Raw genomic sequence first — 20528 nt, forward strand, 5'->3', positions numbered from 1 at the left:
TATACAAAGCTTTAGTTTTCTGCCAGATACTGATGCACAAATTTAATGGCCATTGCACCTTCGCCTACCGCCGATGCAACCCTGTTCATGGCCCCTGCCCGAACATCGCCGGCTGCAAATATTCCTGCACCACAGGTTTCGAGCAGGTAAGGCTCACGTTTAAGTTTCCAGAATTTGGAGTAATCGGGGTACCGGACCAGGTCCCGCCCTGTTTCAATATACCCTTTTTTATTGGTGATGATGTTAAAGGGCAACCAGTGGGTGCAGGGCTTTGCCCCAATAAAAATAAATAGAGCACCTACCTCTTCTTCTGTCCAGTGCCGGTCTTCCTGGTTATTGACCAGCTTCAGGCCTTCGAGCTTCTCTTCACCAAGGGCTCCTTCCACTTCTGTATTTCCCCACACTTCAATATTAGGAGTACCCTCTATCTGGTCGATCAGGTACCGCGACATACTGGAACCAAGGTTTTCTTTCCGGATAAGGATAACGACTTTTCTGGCATACTGCGATAAATACATCGCCGCCTGCCCTGCGGAATTTCCACCGCCCACAATAAAGATATTTTTTTGCCGGCACATGGGCGCCTCTGCCATTGACCCGCCATAGTATATTCCTGCGCCGTTAAAGCCATTTAATCCATCAACCTTAAGCTTTCGGTAATTAACGCCTGTGGCAATGATAATGCTGCGCGTTTTTACCACCGTTTCATCGGAGAGCGTAATGAGCTTGTAATTTCCCTTAATCTCCACATCTTTCACCTCCTGCGGAGCAAGTATTTCCACACCAAAACGGCTTACCTGCGAAAGGGCCCTGCGGGTAAGCTCTGCCCCGCTTACTCCCCGTGGAAAGCCAAGGTAATTTTCGATACGGCTGCTACTGCCGGCCTGCCCCCCTGGCGAATGCTTCTCCACTACAAGGGTTCGGAGCCCTTCGGATCCACCATAAACCGCCGCTGCCAGTCCTGCAGGGCCGGCGCCAATAATTACCACATCGTACAGGCTTTCCGAAGCATTCAACTGCAGCCCTATTTTACGGGCGAGCTCCTGCAGATCAGGGTTACACAGGGCGCTGCCATCTTCAAAAATGATAAGCGGGAGATCCTGCTCGGAACACTCATATTCCTCCTGTAGTTCTCCTGCTGCCTTGTGTGACTGCATATCGAGCCACTGGTAAGGAATAAGGTTACTGGCCAGGAAGTTCTTTATCTCGTGCGAGCGGGGCGAAAACTGGTAGCCAATTACCTTAATTCCTTCGAACTCCTGCGTGTGGGTTGCCTGCCAGTCGGCCAGCAGCCCTTCCAGTACCGGGTACAGTTTTTCTTCCGGCGGGTCCCAGGGTTTTACAAAATAATAATCGAGTTGTACGTCATTGATGGCTTTAATGGCCGCTTCGGTATCGGAATAGGCGGTTAACAGCACCCGCCGGGCTTCCGGAAACTTCTTGAGTGCCTTGCCAAGAAACTCCACTCCATCCATTTCGGGCATCCGCTGGTCTGCTACAAAGAGAGCCACCGTTTCCTTTTTATTTTTAATATCCCCAAGGGCATCAAGTGCCTCCTGTGGATCTGTGGTGCTTATTATGCGGTATTTTTCTCCATATTCTGACCGGAGATCTCGAGTAACAGATTCTAACACCTGCTGATCGTCATCAACAGCAATTATATAGGGTAGCTTCATAAATCAAAAAAAAAAGAGGTCTTAGATAAAAAGATTTCCAAGCCTCTTTGTTTTTCCTCTCCTCATGGAGAAGGGTATTTTAATTTCTTTTTCTGTTCTGCTCCATCCATAAACGGAGCCTGCCAGCATTATCCGCCGTAGTGGTACTCTGTTTCCCACTCCATAAGAGGCTCGGCTACTGGATTTCGCATGCCAGTATTCACTACCTTCCCTATGAACAGTACATGGTCGGCTTCACTTTCCACCACTTCTTCCACATGGCATTCTATAAAAGCGGGTACATCGTTTAACAATGGACAGCCGGTTTCTCCTTCTGTATACTTGTAGCCGTTCAGGCGGCCTTCTTCCACTTTGGTATCCTTACTAAAAGGGCTAATCATAGGCTTATCGGCTTTTCCTAAAATATTCAAAGCAAAGACTTTGCTCCTGCGAATCGTCTCATTGAGATCGCTTTGCTTCTGCACAGCAACCAGCACCATAGGCGGGTCGAAAGAACACTGACTTACCCACGACACAAGGCCAGCCGCAAAATAATCCTTATCCCGTTCCTGAATGTCATTTGCATTGGCTTTGGTGGTGAGCACATAAAAGCCGTAGCTAATTTTTTTAAGTGTTTGCGTTAGTTCGCTACTATCTGTTACCAGTCTGTTATCGCTATCTCTTTTCATATTTATATCTTTTTGGTTCTTAGGGATTTAACGAACTGCACCCATCAAGGTTTGGCCGACTTTTATGGTAATGTCTGTAAAAATAGAAGAGGGCGCTCGCCTGCAACAGACCAACGCCCTCCCTTATCGGTTTATCACCTGTTAAATGAGGCTGCTCTTTAAAATTCCAATGCAACACGCCCTTTTATAAAAAAGGGAGTCCCTGGTGTAAAGTGAATCTCCGATACAGACTCCTCTTCGTAAGCCAGCCTTGTTTCGGTATTAAATTGTGTTTCATTCCATTCGGTATTGAACAGATTTTCGATAACCAGTCCATAGGTAAAGTTTCGGTAAGTATGGCTCAGGTTCATATCGACAACAAAATAGCCCTCGGCCACCACTGAATTATCTTCATTGGCAGGCCTGTCGGCCAGGTAACGGCCCCTCAGGCCGCCGTTCAGGCCCGATTTTCCGGTAACAGAAAAACCACCACTTGCGGTAAAGGCTGGCGCCAGTGGTATATAATTCTGGCCGTTGTCTTCTTCCAAGGCCCGGGCATGTGCATAGCTTAGTTCCGTATCGAAGAACAGCCAATTGAGGGCCTGATAGTGGATGCCAAGGTCAACCCCCATTCGCCGGGTTTTACCACTTGGCTCTACAACCCCTTCGTCGCCCACATATACAAACTCCTGTTCGAGAAATAAATGCCAGAGGGCAGCATTCATTAGCAGGCGGCCGGAAGGCTTCCAGTTAAGCCCTAAATCGGTACCATACGCAGCCGGCAAAATTTGCCTGCCCTGCCGGGCAACTACCACTCGGGTATCGTTCGAGTGGAATCCTATCCCATTTTTTAAATACAGCTGCAGATAAGGAGTGGGCGAATAACTGATATTCAGCTTCGGACTGGCAAATACCTCATTTTCTGACTGGCTAATGTATTGTAGAGAAAGATGGTCGATATAGAGAAAGTCAAAATAATCGAGACGAATAGCAGGATTTACTAGCCATTCGCCCAGTTCTATTTCTGCATCCAGGTAAGTATAAAAATTAGTTTCAATTATGTCGCCCAGACTGATCGCATCCAGAGTGGTTCGTCGGTTAAGTGTGTGGCTAAGCTCAATATCCTCCACCATATCGCTACGAAAGCCTATTCCGGCCTTAATATCGGCTCCGGTATTGAGCAGGTCCAACCTCTTATTGAACTCGCTTTCCACACCATATATGCTCCTGTTTTCCTGTTGCCTGATCTGGTCGCCGAATACCGGATCATTTAAAAAGAAGGTGAAGTTGGAATACAGTTTGAAATCATAGGCACTGAAGAAAAGTTTGTTTCGCACAAAAGTTTGGGGATCGATGATGTGGTCGAGCCGGGCAAGCAGGTTTACACGGCTGGTACTCCCGCCCTCTGTATCGTCTATTGCACCAAAGCGGCTTATTAGGTCACTTTCCACAGCCCTAAGCGGAATTTGTCCGGAGGCATCCCAGCGGCTCTGAAACAAGGACGCCTGCAGGCTCAGCTTGTCGGCCGCCGAAACCCAGCCGGTATACTTGGCCATCAGGTTAAGCCGGTTAAAATTCTGTGGCGACTCGAATGGACCATCGGTAAGGTAATATTCACTGGCAAGATAAGCATTATGCCTGGGGCTACCGTTAATCAGTTTAAGCAGGCCCACAGCACGGAGGGTATTGAAATCTCCATATTCTACAGCCACCCTGCTTTGGTCTATTTTGTCGTAAGTCTGCAGGTTTACATAACCCGCGGTAGCAAAGTTGCCTTTGTCGGCATAATACGGTCCTTTGCCAAAATCTACCTTTTCAATGGTTTCCGGAATTAAAAAGTGAAGGTCGGCATAGCCCTGCCCGTGGGCGTGGGACACCATATTTACCGGAATTCCATCCGCGCTAATACTTATGTCCGTTCCGTGGTCAATATCGAAGCCCCGCAGGAAAATCTGCTCAGCCTTGCCTCCTCCGGCATGCTGCCCAATTACAAGCCCCGGTACCACTCTTAAAATTTCCTGTGAACTTTTTACCGGGTTTAAGTTCAGGTTAACAGCCGAAATGGTATTGAGCGATTTCAGTTCAGGGGTAATTACAACCTGTTCCAACTCAAACGGAGCTTCCTGTAAAACAACTTCAACCGGATAATCCTGTACAACCACCAGCCTGTTTTTGTAGCCTATAAGGTTTAGCAGCAGCGTGTCTCCCGTTATCGTCTGTCCCAGAATAAATAAACCTTTTGTATTGCTGTGCGCATGAGAGCCAGTACGCTGATTATAGATATAGGCACTTTCAATGGCATCTCCCTTCGAATCAGTTATACGTCCTTCTATTTCCTGGGCAAATGCAGTGGCACAAAAAAGGAGTAGAATAGCCGTACAGAGGAGGGTATTTTTCATAATCAACCTGGTGGGTTTTGTCAGGCGGCAAAAATACTGACATAAACCCAAAGTGAAAATACAAATGAAAGTAAATGGTAACAGAGCTACCCCAATAAAATGCTGTTCGCGTATTGGCAAAGAACTAAGCCGCAGCAACCTTTATAGCTTATACAGTTTATTTCCCCGGAAAACAGGAGCAGAAGGAGAAGGTTTCTTAAAAGACAAAAAGGAGGCTGCCTGGTTAAAGACAGCCTCCTTTTTTTAATGCTAAAAAATTTTGGTTTAGTGGCTAACGCACTCCTTACTAAACACACTTACTCATTTCAAGTTTAAAAAATATATTGCCTTCGTTAAAAAAATAATGAGTCTAAAAAAATAAGGCAACTCAAACAACAGGTAAAAAAATTATCAAGAGTCTAAAAAATCTGCGTCTCCTTCCTAGTAAGGTTCCGCCTTGCTTTCGACTCATTATACTGGAGGAACGAGTTAAAGGTTGCGGAAATTTTTAAAAAAGTTGAAATATTTTTCAAAACCCTACACCTCAATCAGTTACATCTAAAAACAAACATATGCGGATAGGATATGCCTGCCTGAACACTGCCCTGGCCGAAGAAAAAATTTCGGTTAACCGCGGAATGATTCGTAAAACATTTTTAGAAAAAGGACTCTCCTATACAGGTGAGCTCATCATCCGAAATTTGCAGGACCTGCTACTGGTTTTGCGCTGGAACCAGGAGCATGATATTCTTTTCTATCGTCTTTCGAGCAGCATGTTTCCCTGGATGAGTGAATATGAGCTGGAGGAGCTACCTCAGTTCTCACAAATTGCAGCCCTTCTGAAGGAGGCAGGTGAATTCGCCAGCTCCAGCCATATGCGCCTTTCCTTTCATCCTGGTCCTTTTAACGTTCTCGCATCTGAAAAGCCGGATGTGGTACAGAAAACCGTTAAGGAGCTCGACCAGCATGCGGCCATTATGAACCTGATGCAGCTGAGTGCTACGCCATTTCATAAAATAAATATTCATGTTGGGAGCAGCCTGCAAGGCAATAAAGAGCAGGCTCTTCAAAATTTTTGCAAAAACTATCAGCGCCTTCAGTCTTCCACCAAAGCAAGACTTACGGTCGAAAATGACGACAAACCTAATATGTTCAGCACAGGAGAACTGTACGAAGGTATTCATAAAAAAATAGGCATACCGCTGGTGTTTGACTATCACCACCATTTTTGTCATCCGGGTGGGCAATCGCAGGAAGAGGCTCTCATGCAGGCATTAGGCAGCTGGCCGGAAGGAATAAGACCTATTGTTCATTATTCTGAACCTAAATCGCTAAAAGACCGGAAACTTCTCCGAGCCCATTCAGACTATATCGAAAGGCGCATTCCCTCTTACGGGCGGGAGTTTGATATTATGATTGAGGCCAAGCAAAAAGAGGAAGCCCTGCTCAGGTACCGGGAACTGCAGAAAAATGGTATGCTTAAAGAACCGCTGCCACCTTTGCCTGTAGAAACCAAATAACCCTAAAACACCAAGGACCGCATAAGCGGCCCTTGGTAAATTGGTGAGGCAGCAATTAATTGCTGCTCTCAGCTCAATCATCTCGTTTTCATTAAGTTATAAAATAATTAAAATAATTACAAGAAATTAAATTCTTTTTTGAGAGCCGGAAGACAAATTTAAATGGACAGCTAATTTTACCCCCTACTGCTAAACAGTCCTTTCTTTCGCAGGTATGCAGCCACAGGAGCTGTAAAACATTACGTCCCGGGGCCCTTATACTGAAGCCTACCCTCGGCGATAACCAAACTCTTTCAATGTTTTATTTTAAAACCTCACTTAATGGAAAGAGGTCCTCAGCTCGCCCCCCTTTCTATTAATGGGACAAAATACCACAGGTGACATATTTTCCCATTTTGAAACAAGTTTTTTCCTGTCCATTATGTTATTTTTGTATAGGCCATCTGCGCCAGGAGGGGAATTATGAAAAAGAAACAGGAATCGTTAAAAATATTTGTCGTTGAGGATGATATCTGGTACAGCGAACTCCTGTCTTACCACCTCTCCCTCAACCCGGAGTATGAGGTGGCTCGTTTCCACACGGGTAAGGATTGCATGGCTAACCTCTACCTTAACCCGGATGTTATCTGCCTTGACTATACCCTGCCCGATATTACGGGTGAAGAAGTGCTCAGGAAAATCAAGCAGCTCAACCCCGACATTCATGTGGTGATAATTTCCGGGCAGGAAAATATAAAAACGGCCGTAGACCTGCTCAAGCTGGGTGCCTACGATTACATTGTAAAAGATGAGGACACCAAAGATCGCCTCTGGATCACGATCAGCAATATTCGCCAAAACATAGGCCTGCGGGAGGAGATAAATTACCTGAAGGAGGAAATAGGAAAAAAATACGACTTCGAGAATATCATTGGTAATAGCGAAGCAATCAAAAAAACTTTCTCGGTAATTGAAAAGGCTGCAAAGAGTAAAATAACGGTTTCCATTAGCGGCGAAACAGGTACCGGTAAAGAAGTGGTAGCCAAGGCCATTCATTACAACTCGGCCCGCCGGAATAAACCATTTATGGCCGTCAATATTACGGCCATTCCAAAAGAACTAATGGAGAGTGAGCTTTTTGGACACGAAAAAGGCGCTTTTACCGGAGCCCAAACCCGCCGTATTGGCCTTTTTGAAGAAGCCGATAAAGGAACCATTTTTCTCGATGAGATAGGCGAAATGGATATTAACCTGCAGGCAAAACTCCTGAGAGTACTGCAGGAAATGGAAGTAAAAAGAGTGGGTGGCAATAAGCCTGTTCCGATTGATGTACGTATTATCGTCGCCACCCATAAAAATCTGGCAGAAGAGGTAAAGAACGGGAATTTTCGGGAGGACCTGTATTACCGCCTGCTGGGTCTCCCTATTCAGCTTCCTCCCCTGCGCGAGAGAGGTAACGACATTTTGCTGATTTCCAAGCACTATATCGACCTCTACTGCAAAGAGAACAAGATTAAGAAACTAAGCCTCAGCGCAAAATCGCAGACCAAATTGCTGGAGTACCCATTCCCCGGTAATATTCGTGAACTTAAAGCCATTATTGAACTGGCCTGCGTAATGGCCGAGGACGAAACCATTCAGGAAGAAAATATCATCTTTAATTCTACCTCCAGTATGGCCGATATTCTGGCGCAGGAATTAACCATGAAAGAATATAATCTTCGAATAATTCAGAGCTATCTGGAAAAGTACGACAGAAATGTGCTGCTGGTGGCTAAAAAACTTGGAATTGGTAAATCTACCATTTATCGTTTACTCCAGTCAAATAAGATTTAAGCTCCTACTACCGGAAATTCATTCCCACAGAAGGAATGCTTTCCTTAATCATCAACCTTATACCCCCACATTCACCGAAAAGAAAATGAATAAACCAAAGAGGCACAGTTTTAGCTGCATTTTCTCATTCGCCCGTTTGAACTTTGCTTTTTTATTTTAAAAATTTTTATTCTCATGAAAGGGATTTTATTTACTGAGCTTATCGAATTAATTGAAGACCTTATGGGCCTGGAGTTTACCAACAGGGTAATTGAAGACGCCGGGCTCGAAAATGAAGGTGCTTTTACAGCTGTAGGTAATTATCCTTACCGGGAACTGGTAAAGCTTCTCGAGAGCCTGAGCAATCATGCACAAAATCCGAAGGGAGTCCTTTTAAAGGGATATGGAGAATGCCTGTTCCATCGGCTTAGTCCTAACTATTCCGTGGAGCTCAGCCAGTTTCCCGATACTTTTAGCCTTTTAAGTCAATTAGAGAGTATCATGAAATTTGAGATTTACAAACTCAATCCGGAAGCCAGTATTCCCAAGGTAACGGCGGCGCTCCGCAGCCCTACTCTTATGGAGGTACATTATGTTTCCGAGAAAAGGCTAAGTGAGCTGGTAGAAGGCCTTATTGTGGGTTGTATCAACTATTTCGACGAGCCCATTGAACTTCAGCGCGAAGATCTTAGCCCTGACCGCAAAAAGGTTCGTTTCCTTTTGCATAAAAAAGTGGCGTATGAACGAAATTGAAGAATTAAAGAAAGCCCTGGCACGGGAGCGGAAAGCCCGGAAGGAAGCAGAGAAAATTATTGAAGTAAAATCTGCCGAGCTCTACCTCTCAAACCAGGAACTTAAACGTTTTAACAGCGACCTTGAGAAGGAAATCGCCCGCCGCACGCAGGAAGTAAAGGTGCTCGCCTTATTTCCGGAGGAAATCCCCGACCCGGTACTAAGAATTTCAAAATCAGGAGACATTGTTTATGCCAACCCGGCAAGCCAGCAAAGCCTGCTCCGCTACTTTGGACTTAAAATAGGCGATGCCTACCCATCTCTTTTTGCTCCCGCCTTCAATAATGCCATTCAAACAGGTGAGCCGCAGAGCCAGGAATATACTATTAACGGATCCTGTTATTTAATCCATTTTTCAGGCCGCCAGGACTTAAACTACATAAACCTGCTGGCCCGCGATATTACCGACATCAAAAAAGCCCAGGCAGAACTTAGCCTGAGCGAAAAGCGCTATCGCCAAATCATCGAATCGGCCAGCGATATTATTTACAGAATCAATACCAAGGGGCTGCTTACCTATGTAAACCCTGTAGCCAGCCGCCTGCTGCACTACAGCGAGGAAGAGCTCTTGAAAATGCACTTACAGGAGTTTGTTCCGGCCAGCCACCGGCAGAAAGTAGTTGATTTTTATGCACGGCAGTTCGAAAGCCGCACCCAAACAACCTACCTGGAGTTTCCAATACTGCTCAAAACCGGGAAGACCATTTGGATTGGCCAGAATGTACAACTTACCAAAACGGAGGGCAAAGCTGAGGAGTTTACTGCCCTGGCGCGTGATATTACAGATCGGAAGAAGGCTGAAGAAGCTCTCTACCTCACTTCCAGCAGGCTTTCTACCCTTATACGTAACCTGCATACCGGCATACTGGTGGAAGATGAGAATAACAAAATTGTACATGTAAACGAGCGATTCTGTAAAATTTTTGGCCTGGCGGAGGAAGCCGAATTTCTTGGAGAAGACAGCCTAAAACTGGCGGAGGGAGTAAAACAAAAGTTTGCCACGCCCGATGCTATGGTGCAGGAAATTCAGCAGCTCCAGAAAAAAAGAAAACTACTGGCAGGCCAGGAGGTAAAATTAGCCGATGGTCGAATTATGGAGCGCGACTATGTACCTATTTTAGCCGGCAGGGAAACATTAGGTCACCTTTGGCAATTCCGTGATGTTACAGAAAAGAAAAAATCGGAAGCGAAGTTGATGGAAAGCCAGGCGGCTCTGCTGGAGGCACAGGAGCTGGCAAACCTTGGCCACTGGGAGTTTAATTTACAAACTAAAAAACTTTCCCTCTCCAGGCAAATTTATCGCCAGCTCAATATTCCCGAAAAGGGCTTTCTTACCGAACAGGAGGCGCGTAAATTCACCCATCCTGCCGACCAGGAAAAGCTTGAACAGGAAGTACAAAAGTCCGTTAAAGAAGGTTTCTGTAGTTTCGAGTACAGAATTAAAAGATACGGCGGCGAAATCCGCTATCTGCAGCTCACTATAAAACCGGAAAGGGACGAAAACGGCGAGCTTAAATATTTTTATGGTACCTCACTTGATATTACAGACCTCCGCAAAACCGAAGCACAGTTAAAAGAAAGTGAGGAACGCTTTAACCTGGCAGTACAGGGCAGTAATGATGGCATCTGGGACTGGGATGTAGAGGAGCAGACAATTTACCTTTCGCCCCAGTGGAAAAAAATGTTCGGCTATCAGGAAGATGAGCTGCCCAGCACTTACGAAACCTGGGTGAGTCTTCTCCACCCGGCAGAAAAAGAGCAGGTACTGGGGAGGCTGCAGGAATATATGAAAGGAAGTATACCCCAGCTACAATTTGAGTCGCGTATGCGGCATAAAGATGGTTCCTACCGTACAATCCGTACCCGGGGAATTATGCTCAAAGATGCCAAAGGAAAGCCGGTACGCATAGTAGGCAGCAATACGGATATCACAGAACAGAAGAATACCGAGCGGCACCTGCACAAAAACCTAAAGCAACAGAAGCTGCTATCCGACATTTCCTTTCTCTTCAGCTCTGTAATGGAAGACCTGCATGACCCTATCAATCTTGCACTGGAAAAGTTAGGCAGGCATACCGATGTAAGCAGGGTATACATTTTTGAAGACAGCCTCGACGGGGTTTTTACCACCAACACCTTTGAATGGTGCAGCAGAAATGTACAACCCCAGATTGAGAATATGCAAAACATCCCTTACTCTGTTATCCCTTCTTTTAAGCGCAGGACCCTCAGAGGAGGCCTTATATGCAACGACATCAGGCAGCTGCCCGAAGACATGCAGGAGATTCTGGAGCCGCAGGAAATAAAATCTATCATGGCTTTCCCCATTTTTGTAAAGAAGAAATATCGTGGCTTTGTAGGCTTCGATAACTGCCGCCAGTACAGGGAATGGGAAGAGTCGGAAGTCCAGCTGCTCAAGACGTTCACCCACCTGCTGGGCAATGTTTTTGAACGTCAGGAGGCCGAAGGGCAGATACTAGCCAGCGAAGAAAAGTATCGTTCGGCCGTCGATAATCTTACTGAGGTTATATTCCAGACAGATGAAAAGAGTTTTCTTACCTTCCTCAACCCTGCCTGGACGGATATTACTGGATTTGCCATGGAGGAAAGCCTGGGCCATAACCTGCTGGATTATATCCATATAGAAGATCGCATCGAAATGGATGAGCTCTACGATCTGCTTATGGAGCAGAAAATTGACTTCTGCCGACAGATGCTGCGGCTAATTACTAAAACCGGGGAAATCCGCTGGATTGAGGTGTATGCCCGTGTAACGCTCGACCAGTTTAACCAGATGGAAGGAATTTCCGGTACACTCAATGACGTTACCGACCGTAAACTGGCCGAAGAAGCCCTGATACTGGCAAAAGAACAGGCCGAGCAGGCCTCGCAGGCTAAAGCGCAGTTCCTTTCGACCATGAGCCACGAAATTCGCACGCCTATGAACGGCGTTATCGGTATCACCAACCTGCTACTGAAAGAACAGCCACGGCCTGATCAGCTAAGGAACCTGAAACTTCTGAAATTTTCAGGCGAAAACCTGCTCTACCTGCTCAACGACATACTCGATTTCAGCAAAATAGAAGCAGGAAAGGTTACTTTCGAAGAGGTAGACTTCAATATTAAAACCCTGCTTAGCGGCATTAAGCAATCGCTGGGTACACGTGCCAATGAAGACAAGGACATCAGGCTCAGAATGCTTACTGATGATGAAATGCCTGAAATGTTGCTGGGCGATCCTACCCGCCTTTCCCAGATACTTAATAACCTCATTGGTAATGCCATTAAGTTTACTGAAAAAGGAAGTGTTACTTTAACGGTAGATGTGCTGGAGAAAAATAAGCAGGAGGTGGTACTGGAGTTTTCGGTACGCGATACCGGCATTGGAATTCCGCAGGAGAAGCTGGAGCATATTTTCGACAGCTTCTCCCAGGCAAGCTCCGATACAACGCGTAAATATGGTGGTACCGGTTTAGGCCTGGCAATCACCAAAAAGCTGTTAGAGCTGCAGGGCAGCAAGATTAGGGTAGAAAGTGAACTGGGAGTCGGCAGCAAGTTCTACTTCCAGCTAAGTTTTAAACAAAGCAAGACAAAACCTGAGGAAGAAAGCCTGTATCAGCCGGTAAGTAATGGAACCCACAGCCTTCAGGGCCAGCAGATTTTACTCGTAGAGGATAACCCGGTTAATGTAGTCGTAGCGTCCCAGTTTCTGGGAGACTGGGGTGCCCGGATAGTAGTAGCGGAAAATGGTGAGCAGGCCCTGCAGCATATCGAGCAGGAATCTTTTTGCCTGGTCCTCATGGACCTGCAGATGCCTGTAATGGATGGATATGAAGCCACCCGCCATATCCGGAAAAAGTACAGCAGCGAAGAACTTCCTATTATTGCCCTTACCGCCGATGCCATGCAGGGAGTAAGAGAGCAGATTTTCGCCAACGGCATGAATGACTATGTAAGTAAGCCTTTTACACCCGATGATTTACATAAAAAAATAGTCAAACACATGAAATGGCGTGTAAATCCGGAGCAGGAAGGCAGTCCGCTTTGCTCCACTCCTGTAACAGAGCCTGCTATGGCAGTTAAACCTGCTTTAGCCGAAACAGCTACAGAAGTGCCAGAAACTATTCCGGCAGTGACCGAAAAAGAACCGAAGCTCTACAGCCTCGACAAACTATATGAGCAGACAGGCGGCAACAGTGAATTCGTAAAAAGAATGGTTACCATCTTTGTAGAAACAAGTCCGGCAATGCTGGACGAAATGCTGGGGATTTCCGGAGAAAGGGAGCTTAAAACGACCCGGGCTCTGGCTCATAAACTCAAACCCTCTATCGATATGCTCGGAATAGAAAAAGAAAGAGAGCGGGTAAGGGCTATAGAAAAAATGGAGTACAACACTTTCCGGTCAGACGAAGGGAAAGAAACCATTCAGCAGTTTACCGATACCATTCGGGAAGTACTAAGGCAATTGAAGGAAAATGAGAATTTATAAACTACTGTTTCCGCTAAAAAAGAGGCCCCACCGAAGAAATAGTGAGGCCTCTTTATATGAATTGTCGCTTCTCTGTAAGTGAATCTACTCCTCAAGTTTAATGACTCTCAGCTGGTCCAGCATGGCACGGTTTACATCAACATTCATGTTTTCGTTGAAGGGTTCAAATACCAGGCTAAGCTCATTTACACCTTCCTTCAGTTCCGCCTCCACTGCATTACTCCACCCCCAGTTCGACCACTCATCGGTTCCACGCTGCGGAAATACTACGGTCGATACATATTCGCCATTGAGCAGCAAGGTGCGGATAGCCGCTTTATTGTCGGTATTGATGGGTCCGCTGCCGTTGCTGTAGCGGAAATCCAACAGGTAAGTTCCTGCTTCCGGTACTTTTATTCTTAAAGGAATATGTAGGTTCTCCTGTTTGCTGATTTCCACAAAGCCTTCTCCACTGAAACCTGCCAAATCAAGTCCTGCCCGAGGGGCGAAATTTTCCAGCTCGAATGTCAGCACTTCTGTTTTATCGGTTACCACCACCGGCTCACTTAAAAAGGAAGCCACTCCATTTTCATCAACCGCGGCTACCTGCAGCTCGGCATAGGCAGGCAGCGAAGAAGGAGAAAGGTAGGTTTCCTCAGTAGCCTCTACCTCTTTCCCATTTACCCATACCTGGTACTGGCTAGCATTTTCAATTGCCTTCCACTGCAGCTTTCCTTCTTGCCATACAGCAATGGGTGTTTCGGGTGCGGTATAGTTTTCCCGGAGGTTAAACTCCTCCTCCTCAAAACCTCCATTTACCAGGGTAATGGCAATGGTATGGTTCCCTTCCAAATCAGCCGGTATAAAAGGCTCCTCCAGCGGCTCCCCGTCAAGGTAAATACTGTGGATACTGTTACCCCAGCCCTCAAGCTGAATTTCAAGTACAGCATTACGGTAGCGGAAATTGCTCAGCAGCCGCTCTCCCGCATAGGATTCAGGCACTGCAGGCTCAAAATATATACCATCGGGTTCGAACCGCATGCCGTAAAACACCCGGTATACCATGGCGAGATTCCCTGCCACGCTCCATAACTGACGATCGGAATTGATTTCGGTTCCTTTAAAATCACCGGTCTCGACCACCATATTTTCCTTGTTAGTCAGGAAAAGAGCAGCCGCACGATAGAGGGCAGCCAGCCCCTGCTCCAGGGCCGCTTCGTTACCAACTTTCGCTGCGGCCCAGTTCCAGTAGGCCTGCACGAAAGGCCAGATGCCATTATTGTGGTAAGGCGGTATTCCCGGAATCTGCGGGAAAATACTGGGGACACCAAAAGGAACTACCGGCGTGTTTTCCACTACCTCTTCTCTTCTTTCCTCATCGCCCACCTCAAACAGTACACTTAAAGATTCTCCCAATGCTTCAGCCCTTGGCGACAGGGCCAGGTAATGGTTTCCGTACAGGTATTGGCCATAATACCCTTTATCCTCTACCCATAGGTATTTATTGATGCCTTCTTTTACCCCTTCTGCAATCTTCTGGTATTTCTCCCCATCTTCACCTAAAATCTCAGCCATTTGTGCCAGAATACGGTAAGTCTGGTAATGTACAACATTGGTGCCCAGGTTCTCGCTTTTATAAATATCAATGGGTTCCATCCAGCGGGGGTAACTCTGCTTACGCCAGTCGAGGAAGCTCGACTCCCCCAGGAACAGCCCTGTTTCTTCATCATAAGCAACCTTCAGGTCATCTTCGGCCGAATTTCGGATTATTTCATATGCCTGCCGGAGCCACTCCTCATCGCCGGTAACTTTGTATACCTCCCATGCCGCAAGGGCCCAGGTGGTACGGTCGGTCGATACAGGCCATGAACCACCGGTACCGGTATCCTGAATAATACGGTTGCGATTGACCTTCCGCATCAGGCTGTTCCTGCTCACTTCCGGCTCAATAGCTGCCAGGGCCAGCAAAATACTGTAGCTGATGTCGCGGGTCCATACGCCATTCCACTGTTCACCCGCCATAAAGGTATTGTCGGGCCGTATGTCCAGCTTCAGTTCCTCCAGCGAAAGGTTGTACAGGGCATCAAGCAGCAACTGTTCGGAGCGGTACTGTGGATACTCCGATACATCTTCCTGCAACTCCCATCGCTTGGCTGTAAAGTTCTCCGGATTATATTGATTGAGTGTAAGGGTGGTTTCATAAATACCATCACCGTCATGGTCGGTTAGCTGCATCCCCTCGCGGCTGGGAAGATTTTCGAAGTCCCAGCTCAAGGGTTCGGCATTTCCGGCTACATAAACACCCTTAAAGTCTTCCTTATACACCCGCTCACCCGCGTAGGTTTCGTAATACCCCTGCTTTTCAAACGCCTCCAGCACAGGACTCATGTCGAGCCTGATTCTAAACCTGGTATTCGGTTCCAGGAAGCTGTCCTGCGGCACTGCAGTGGTATCCACATATCTTTCACCAAAGCGGATAACAGGCGTAACAGCCCCTCCCTGTTCAGGATAAAGGACCATAAAATGGTCGCTGCCGGGCGGCAATTCATTATCCTTTCCGTTGATGCTGAATTTGAACATAACGCCCCGGCTATGCCTTTCATTGGCCGGGCTCTGGTAGTTCGATATCATGGAGGTAGGGCTAATCGCCGCGGCCTCAAACAGCCCCTGCGTTACCCGGTCTGCATACACATCATATATTTCAGACTCATATAATACCTGATCACTCATGGTTTCGCTGTTTTCGTTTCCAACCTTTGTACAGCTAACTAAGCTCACCAATAAAATGGTTGTGAGTTTTTGTATTTTCATTCGTTACAACTTATAAAAATTTACCGGACTGCTAATATAGCACATCTGATACAGAAAAGTTTTAGGTATCCGGGAAGCGTTTCTGCTATTCAACAGCTGTTGAAGGAAGTTATCCCTCTAAATCGTTAAATTTCTTTATTTTTATTAAATTACCCTGCCAGCGTACCATTTTTACATCTAAATAAAAGAGAGACATGAAGAAACTTTTTCCTTTCTGCCTGATTCTGATTTTTGCGGCAGCATGTTCCAGTAACCCTCGGGAAACAACCACAGAGGATAATGAGATTGTAGAAGAAGCCCAAACCTTTATTGAAGGTTATACCGAACAGTTTGTGAAACTATACTATGAATCGGCACTGGCTGAATGGGCCGCCAATACCCGTATTGTAGAAGGTGATACCACCAACAGCTGGCGGGTACAGCAGGCGAATGAAGCCCTTGCCGAATTCACGGGTAGTGAAGAGAATATTAACCGGGCCCGCACCCTGCTTGAGCAGGAAGAGGAACTGGAGCCCTTACAGGTAAAGCAGCTACAAACCATCCTCTATGCAGCTGCTAATAACCCTGCCATTGTAAAAGACCTGGTAAAGGAGCGTATTAAAGCCGAAGCTGCCCAGAACGAGCTGCTGTTTGGGTATGATTTCCAGATAGATGGGGAATCGGTATCGACTAATGAAATTGATGAAATACTGAAAGGAACCTATAACCTCGACAGCCGCCTGGCAGCCTGGCAAAGCAGCAAGGAAGTAGGCACCGTATTGCGCGAGGGGCTTCTCGACCTGCGCCGCCTCCGCAACGAAACGGTGCAGGCACTGGGCTATGATAACTACTTTGCCTATCAGGTGTCGGACTATGGCATGACAGCCGAAGAGATGGTAGAGCTGAACGAGCAGCTAATCGAGGATATCTGGCCGCTGTACCGCGAGCTGCACACTTATGCCCGTTATGAGCTGGCCGAACAGTATAATACCGAAGTACCGGAAATGCTGCCTGCCCACTGGCTGCCCAACCGCTGGGGCCAGGACTGGTCGCCCATGGTGGAGGTAGAAGGGCTGGACCTGGACCCGGTGCTGGAAGAAAAAGGACCCGAATGGCTCGTTGAACAAAGTGAACGTTTTTACATCAGCCTCGGCTTCGATTCCCTGCCCCAAAGCTTTTATGAGCTGAGCAGCCTCTACCCTGTCCCTGAAGGTGCCGATTATAAAAAGAATAATCATGCCTCTGCCTGGCATATGGACCTGCAGGATGATGTGCGGGCCCTGATGAGTGTCATTCCAACGGAAGAATGGTATGAAACCACTCACCACGAGCTGGGCCATATCTACTACTACCTTAGCTATACTAACCCTGATGTGCCGCCACTACTCCGTGGTGGGGCTAACCGGGGCTTCCACGAAGCCGTTGGCAGCCTCATGGGACTGGCTGCCATGCAAAAGCCTTTTATTGCCGGCCTCGGCCTGGTTGATCCGGATGCAGAGACTGATGAAACCAAAACTTTATTAAAGGAAGCGCTGAACTATATTGTATTTTTGCCCTTCTCTGCCGGGGTAATGACACACTTCGAGCAGGATTTGTATTCCGGTGAGCTGGAAGAAGGAGAACTGAATAAACGCTGGTGGGAGCTGGTTCGCCAGTACCAGGGCATTGTACCGCCTTCTCCACGCGGAGAAGAGTATACGGACGCGGCCTCTAAAACTCATATTAATAACGACCCTGCGCAATACTACGACTATGCCATCAGCTACGCCCTCCTGTTCCAGCTGCACAACCACATTGCTAAAAACATCCTGAATCAGGACCCTCGCGCGACCAATTATTATGGCAGCAAAGAGGTGGGCGATTTCCTGAAGGAAATACTCGAACCCGGTGCCACCCGCGACTGGCGTGAGCTGCTAAAGGAAACTACCGGCGAAGAACTCAGCGCCAAAGCAATGCTCGAATATTTCGACCCGCTTATGGCTTACCTGAAAGAGGTGAACAAAGGCCGGGAATATACCCTGCCGGAGACGATATAGAATAGCCAACTCACAAGTTGCCCCGGATGACTTTAGCATTCGGGGCTTTTTTAAAGCTTTACAAAAAGTCCAAAGCGGGTATGGAGCTGCTCAAAAGGTTTTACATAAAGCTCATTATTCCAGTTTCTCCAGTATTTTAGAGGTAGTGCAGGGTTTTCTATCTTGTCAAAATTGAATTTGTGTACTACTGCATTCAGTATTATTGAAACATCCACACCAACTCTCTCTGACAACCTCCACCGGAATCCAGGTATCAGCTCAAGGGCATTTGTATTCCGCACCTGGCTGGAAGGAAATTTCATTAAAGTCATAGGTTTAAAGGTATGGCTGTACCAAATAGTCGATATAGCCCCGCCAATGAAGGGACTTATCCTTTTTTCTGCAGAAAACATATGGGTATATTGATAACGCAGCCCTCCATTATACCTCAGGTGAATATTTTTGAAGACTTTGCCTTGCGAATTTGTATCCTCCTCTAAATCTCTTGATAAGCTAAACCAGCTCAGTTCAAATTCATGTAGCTTCCCTGCTCTGTTTTCCATTATAAAAACCGGTGCTAAATTACCCAGGCCCAAATGGTTTGCTTTTAGCAGCAAGGGCACATTCAGCTTCACTTCTTTTTGAAATCGCGGAACTTCTTTCTGGGCATAAGATGAAAAGCGCAGTAATAGAATCAGAAGAATAAGCAGCTTTTTTTTCATAAGGAGTAGAGGAGTAATAACCGCTAATAATACCAAATCATATTTTGAAATCAAACTGAAGAAGTACCTACTCCCGTGGCTTTAGAATTTCATCAGAAAAAATCTCTACCCTTATTGCTGCCCGCATAGGAAATTGCTACTTTAAGCGTTTCTTCTTTTTCAACTTGTTAACATATTTACTATATCTATATGAACAAAAATATTTTTCTTCCCCTGGCCCTGTTTTTTACCGCCAGCTTTGCCAGCGCCCAGCAGGAGCCTGTGGAGCTTATTAAAGAAACCATTACCGAGCCACAGGTCGAATTCCATATCCGCTTTCTGGCCTCCGACGAGCTTCAGGGGCGCGATGTGGGGAGTCCGGGTATACAAATCGCCGCCCGCTACATAGCCGATTATTTTATCTCCCATAATGTTCGCCCACTGGAAAGCCTGGGCAGCTATTTCCAGGAAGTGCCGCTCGAAAAAACCACTGCCCACCAGGATGGAACACTCCGCCTTGGAAAGCATGAATACACTTTAGCAAATGATTTCCTGCCTTTAGCAGGAGAAAATGCCCAACTCTCGGGTCCAGTGGTTTACCTTAACTACGGCACGGAAGAGGAGCTAGAAAAAGCAAAAGTAGAAGGAAAGATCGTTCTGCTCAAAGCAGGGCTACCTGGTGAGGATTCTCCACAGGCATGGTTTTCGGCCGCCCGCCAAAAACGACAGCTACTAACGGAAAAAGGGGCCAAAGCGTTAATAGAGCTATACAACCATCCGCAGCTGGAGTGGAGCCGGCTCCAGCGCTACCTGGGAGGTGAGGAAATGGGGCTCGCTGAGAGAGGAGCCGAAGGCACTACAATACCCCACCTCTGGTTGCTGGATGTGGACAATCAAAAACTTGAGCAGCTGAGCAAAAGCAAAAAATTAAATGGACAAATAGAGCTGAGCGGTAAAGAAGTAAGCTCTATCCCCGCCCATAATGTACTGGGCTTTATCGAAGGCACCAATCCTGAGCTGAAAGACGAATACCTTCTCCTCGCTGCCCACTTCGACCATGAAGGCACTACCTCCGGCGCTGCTGGGGCAGATACTATTTACAATGGTGCCCGCGATAACGCAGTAGGAGTAGCGGCTGTTTTAATGGCAGCCAAATACTTTAACCTCTATCCGCCGGAGCGCTCTATTATCTTCGCTGCCTGGACGGCCGAGGAAAAAGGACTGCTGGGCAGTGCCTGGTATGCTCAACATCCGGCTGTTCCGCTTGAGCAAACAGTTTTTAACCTCAATATCGATGGAGCCGGTTATAATGATACGACCAAAGTAACCATCATCGGGCTGGGCCGTACCACGGCCGATGAGGCACTCAAAACAGCTGTTAATGCTTTTGGGCTGGAAGCAATTCCAGACCCGGTGCCGCAGCAAAACCTTTTCGACCGTTCCGATAACGTCAATTTTGCCAGAAAAGGCATCCCCGCCCCTACCTTTAGCCCCGGCTTTACGGCCTTCGATGCAGAGGTACTGAAATATTACCACCAGGTGATAGATAACCCTGAAACCCTCGATTTCGATTACCTCACCAATTACTGCCGTGCCTATACGCTTGCCGTACAAAAGATAGCCGCTGCAGCAGAGGCTCCTTACTGGATAGAGGGCGATAAGTATGAAGAGGCCGCAGAGATTTTATATTCAGAATAATAATTTCCACCTTAATTTATCGCATAGAAGCAGGTAATAAGTCTTCACC

Annotated in this window: 11 protein-coding genes; 6 read left to right on the forward strand and 5 right to left on the reverse strand. The window is 46.8% G+C overall.

All coding sequences use genetic code 11. The features are described 5' to 3' along the window. Nucleotides 1-11 precede the first annotated feature (11 nt). From F752_RS0104665 to F752_RS0104680, 3 genes are all read right to left on the reverse strand, one after another. Nucleotides 12-1676 (reverse strand): FAD-dependent oxidoreductase, encoded by a 1665-nt coding sequence (locus F752_RS0104665; protein ID WP_017730571.1) that lies wholly within the window; start codon nucleotides 1674-1676, stop codon nucleotides 12-14. Between the two features lie 128 nt (nucleotides 1677-1804). Continuing rightward, the gene (locus F752_RS23460) at nucleotides 1805-2344 is read right to left on the reverse strand and encodes a flavin reductase family protein (protein WP_017730573.1); all 540 of its coding nucleotides are present in this window, start codon (nucleotides 2342-2344) and stop codon (nucleotides 1805-1807) included. 158 nt (nucleotides 2345-2502) lie between these two features. Beyond that, nucleotides 2503-4722 carry a TonB-dependent receptor gene (locus F752_RS0104680; protein ID WP_017730574.1) on the reverse strand — a complete coding sequence of 740 codons (2220 nt, stop codon included), beginning with the start codon at nucleotides 4720-4722 and terminating at the stop codon, nucleotides 2503-2505. A 551-nt stretch (nucleotides 4723-5273) separates the two neighbouring features. Between F752_RS0104680 and uvsE the strand changes: the two genes are divergently transcribed. From uvsE to F752_RS25185, 4 genes are all read left to right on the forward strand, one after another. Beyond that, on the forward strand, nucleotides 5274-6221 hold the full coding sequence (gene uvsE / locus F752_RS23465) for a UV DNA damage repair endonuclease UvsE (RefSeq protein ID WP_017730576.1): 948 nt from the start codon (nucleotides 5274-5276) through the stop codon (nucleotides 6219-6221). A 462-nt stretch (nucleotides 6222-6683) separates the two neighbouring features. Then, on the forward strand, nucleotides 6684-8036 hold the full coding sequence (locus F752_RS0104695) for a sigma-54-dependent transcriptional regulator (protein ID WP_017730577.1): 1353 nt from the start codon (nucleotides 6684-6686) through the stop codon (nucleotides 8034-8036). Between the two features lie 174 nt (nucleotides 8037-8210). Beyond that, a complete protein-coding gene (locus tag F752_RS0104700) occupies nucleotides 8211-8768 on the forward strand; it encodes a heme NO-binding domain-containing protein (protein ID WP_017730578.1) in 558 nt (185 codons plus the stop codon). Beyond that, the gene (locus F752_RS25185) at nucleotides 8755-13296 is read left to right on the forward strand and encodes a PAS domain S-box protein (protein WP_017730579.1); all 4542 of its coding nucleotides are present in this window, start codon (nucleotides 8755-8757) and stop codon (nucleotides 13294-13296) included. The genes F752_RS0104700 and F752_RS25185 overlap by 14 nt, the downstream gene beginning before the upstream one ends. A gap of 84 nt (nucleotides 13297-13380) precedes the next feature. On the opposite strand, the gene F752_RS0104710 is transcribed toward F752_RS25185, so the two are convergent. Then, nucleotides 13381-16086, reverse strand: coding sequence for an alpha-L-rhamnosidase-related protein (locus F752_RS0104710; RefSeq protein WP_017730580.1), 2706 nt, complete (start codon nucleotides 16084-16086; stop codon nucleotides 13381-13383). Between the two features lie 194 nt (nucleotides 16087-16280). On the opposite strand from F752_RS0104710, the gene F752_RS0104720 reads away from it, so the two are divergent. Next, nucleotides 16281-18101 carry a M2 family metallopeptidase gene (locus F752_RS0104720; RefSeq protein ID WP_017730581.1) on the forward strand — a complete coding sequence of 607 codons (1821 nt, stop codon included), beginning with the start codon at nucleotides 16281-16283 and terminating at the stop codon, nucleotides 18099-18101. 50 nt (nucleotides 18102-18151) lie between these two features. On the opposite strand, the gene F752_RS0104725 is transcribed toward F752_RS0104720, so the two are convergent. Beyond that, entirely contained in the window at nucleotides 18152-18802 is a 651-nt protein-coding gene (locus F752_RS0104725) for a hypothetical protein (RefSeq protein ID WP_152425028.1), read from the reverse strand. Nucleotides 18803-18991: 189 nt separating this feature from the next. On the opposite strand from F752_RS0104725, the gene F752_RS0104730 reads away from it, so the two are divergent. Continuing rightward, the gene (locus tag F752_RS0104730) at nucleotides 18992-20479 is read left to right on the forward strand and encodes a M28 family peptidase (protein WP_017730583.1); all 1488 of its coding nucleotides are present in this window, start codon (nucleotides 18992-18994) and stop codon (nucleotides 20477-20479) included. The last annotated feature ends 49 nt before the right edge of the window (nucleotides 20480-20528 follow it).

Source organism: Nafulsella turpanensis ZLM-10 (genome assembly GCF_000346615.1).
GTDB classification, from domain to species: domain Bacteria; phylum Bacteroidota; class Bacteroidia; order Cytophagales; family Cyclobacteriaceae; genus Nafulsella; species Nafulsella turpanensis.

Coding starts and splice junctions, on each gene's coding strand:
- F752_RS0104665 (WP_017730571.1), bottom strand. CDS start 1,676: ATGAAGCTACCCTATATAATTGCTGTTGATGACGATCAGCAGGTGTTA.
- F752_RS23460 (WP_017730573.1), bottom strand. CDS start 2,344: ATGAAAAGAGATAGCGATAACAGACTGGTAACAGATAGTAGCGAACTA.
- F752_RS0104680 (WP_017730574.1), bottom strand. CDS start 4,722: ATGAAAAATACCCTCCTCTGTACGGCTATTCTACTCCTTTTTTGTGCC.
- uvsE (WP_017730576.1), top strand. CDS start 5,274: ATGCGGATAGGATATGCCTGCCTGAACACTGCCCTGGCCGAAGAAAAA.
- F752_RS0104695 (WP_017730577.1), top strand. CDS start 6,684: ATGAAAAAGAAACAGGAATCGTTAAAAATATTTGTCGTTGAGGATGAT.
- F752_RS0104700 (WP_017730578.1), top strand. CDS start 8,211: ATGAAAGGGATTTTATTTACTGAGCTTATCGAATTAATTGAAGACCTT.
- F752_RS25185 (WP_017730579.1), top strand. CDS start 8,755: ATGAACGAAATTGAAGAATTAAAGAAAGCCCTGGCACGGGAGCGGAAA.
- F752_RS0104710 (WP_017730580.1), bottom strand. CDS start 16,086: ATGAAAATACAAAAACTCACAACCATTTTATTGGTGAGCTTAGTTAGC.
- F752_RS0104720 (WP_017730581.1), top strand. CDS start 16,281: ATGAAGAAACTTTTTCCTTTCTGCCTGATTCTGATTTTTGCGGCAGCA.
- F752_RS0104725 (WP_152425028.1), bottom strand. CDS start 18,802: ATGAAAAAAAAGCTGCTTATTCTTCTGATTCTATTACTGCGCTTTTCA.
- F752_RS0104730 (WP_017730583.1), top strand. CDS start 18,992: ATGAACAAAAATATTTTTCTTCCCCTGGCCCTGTTTTTTACCGCCAGC.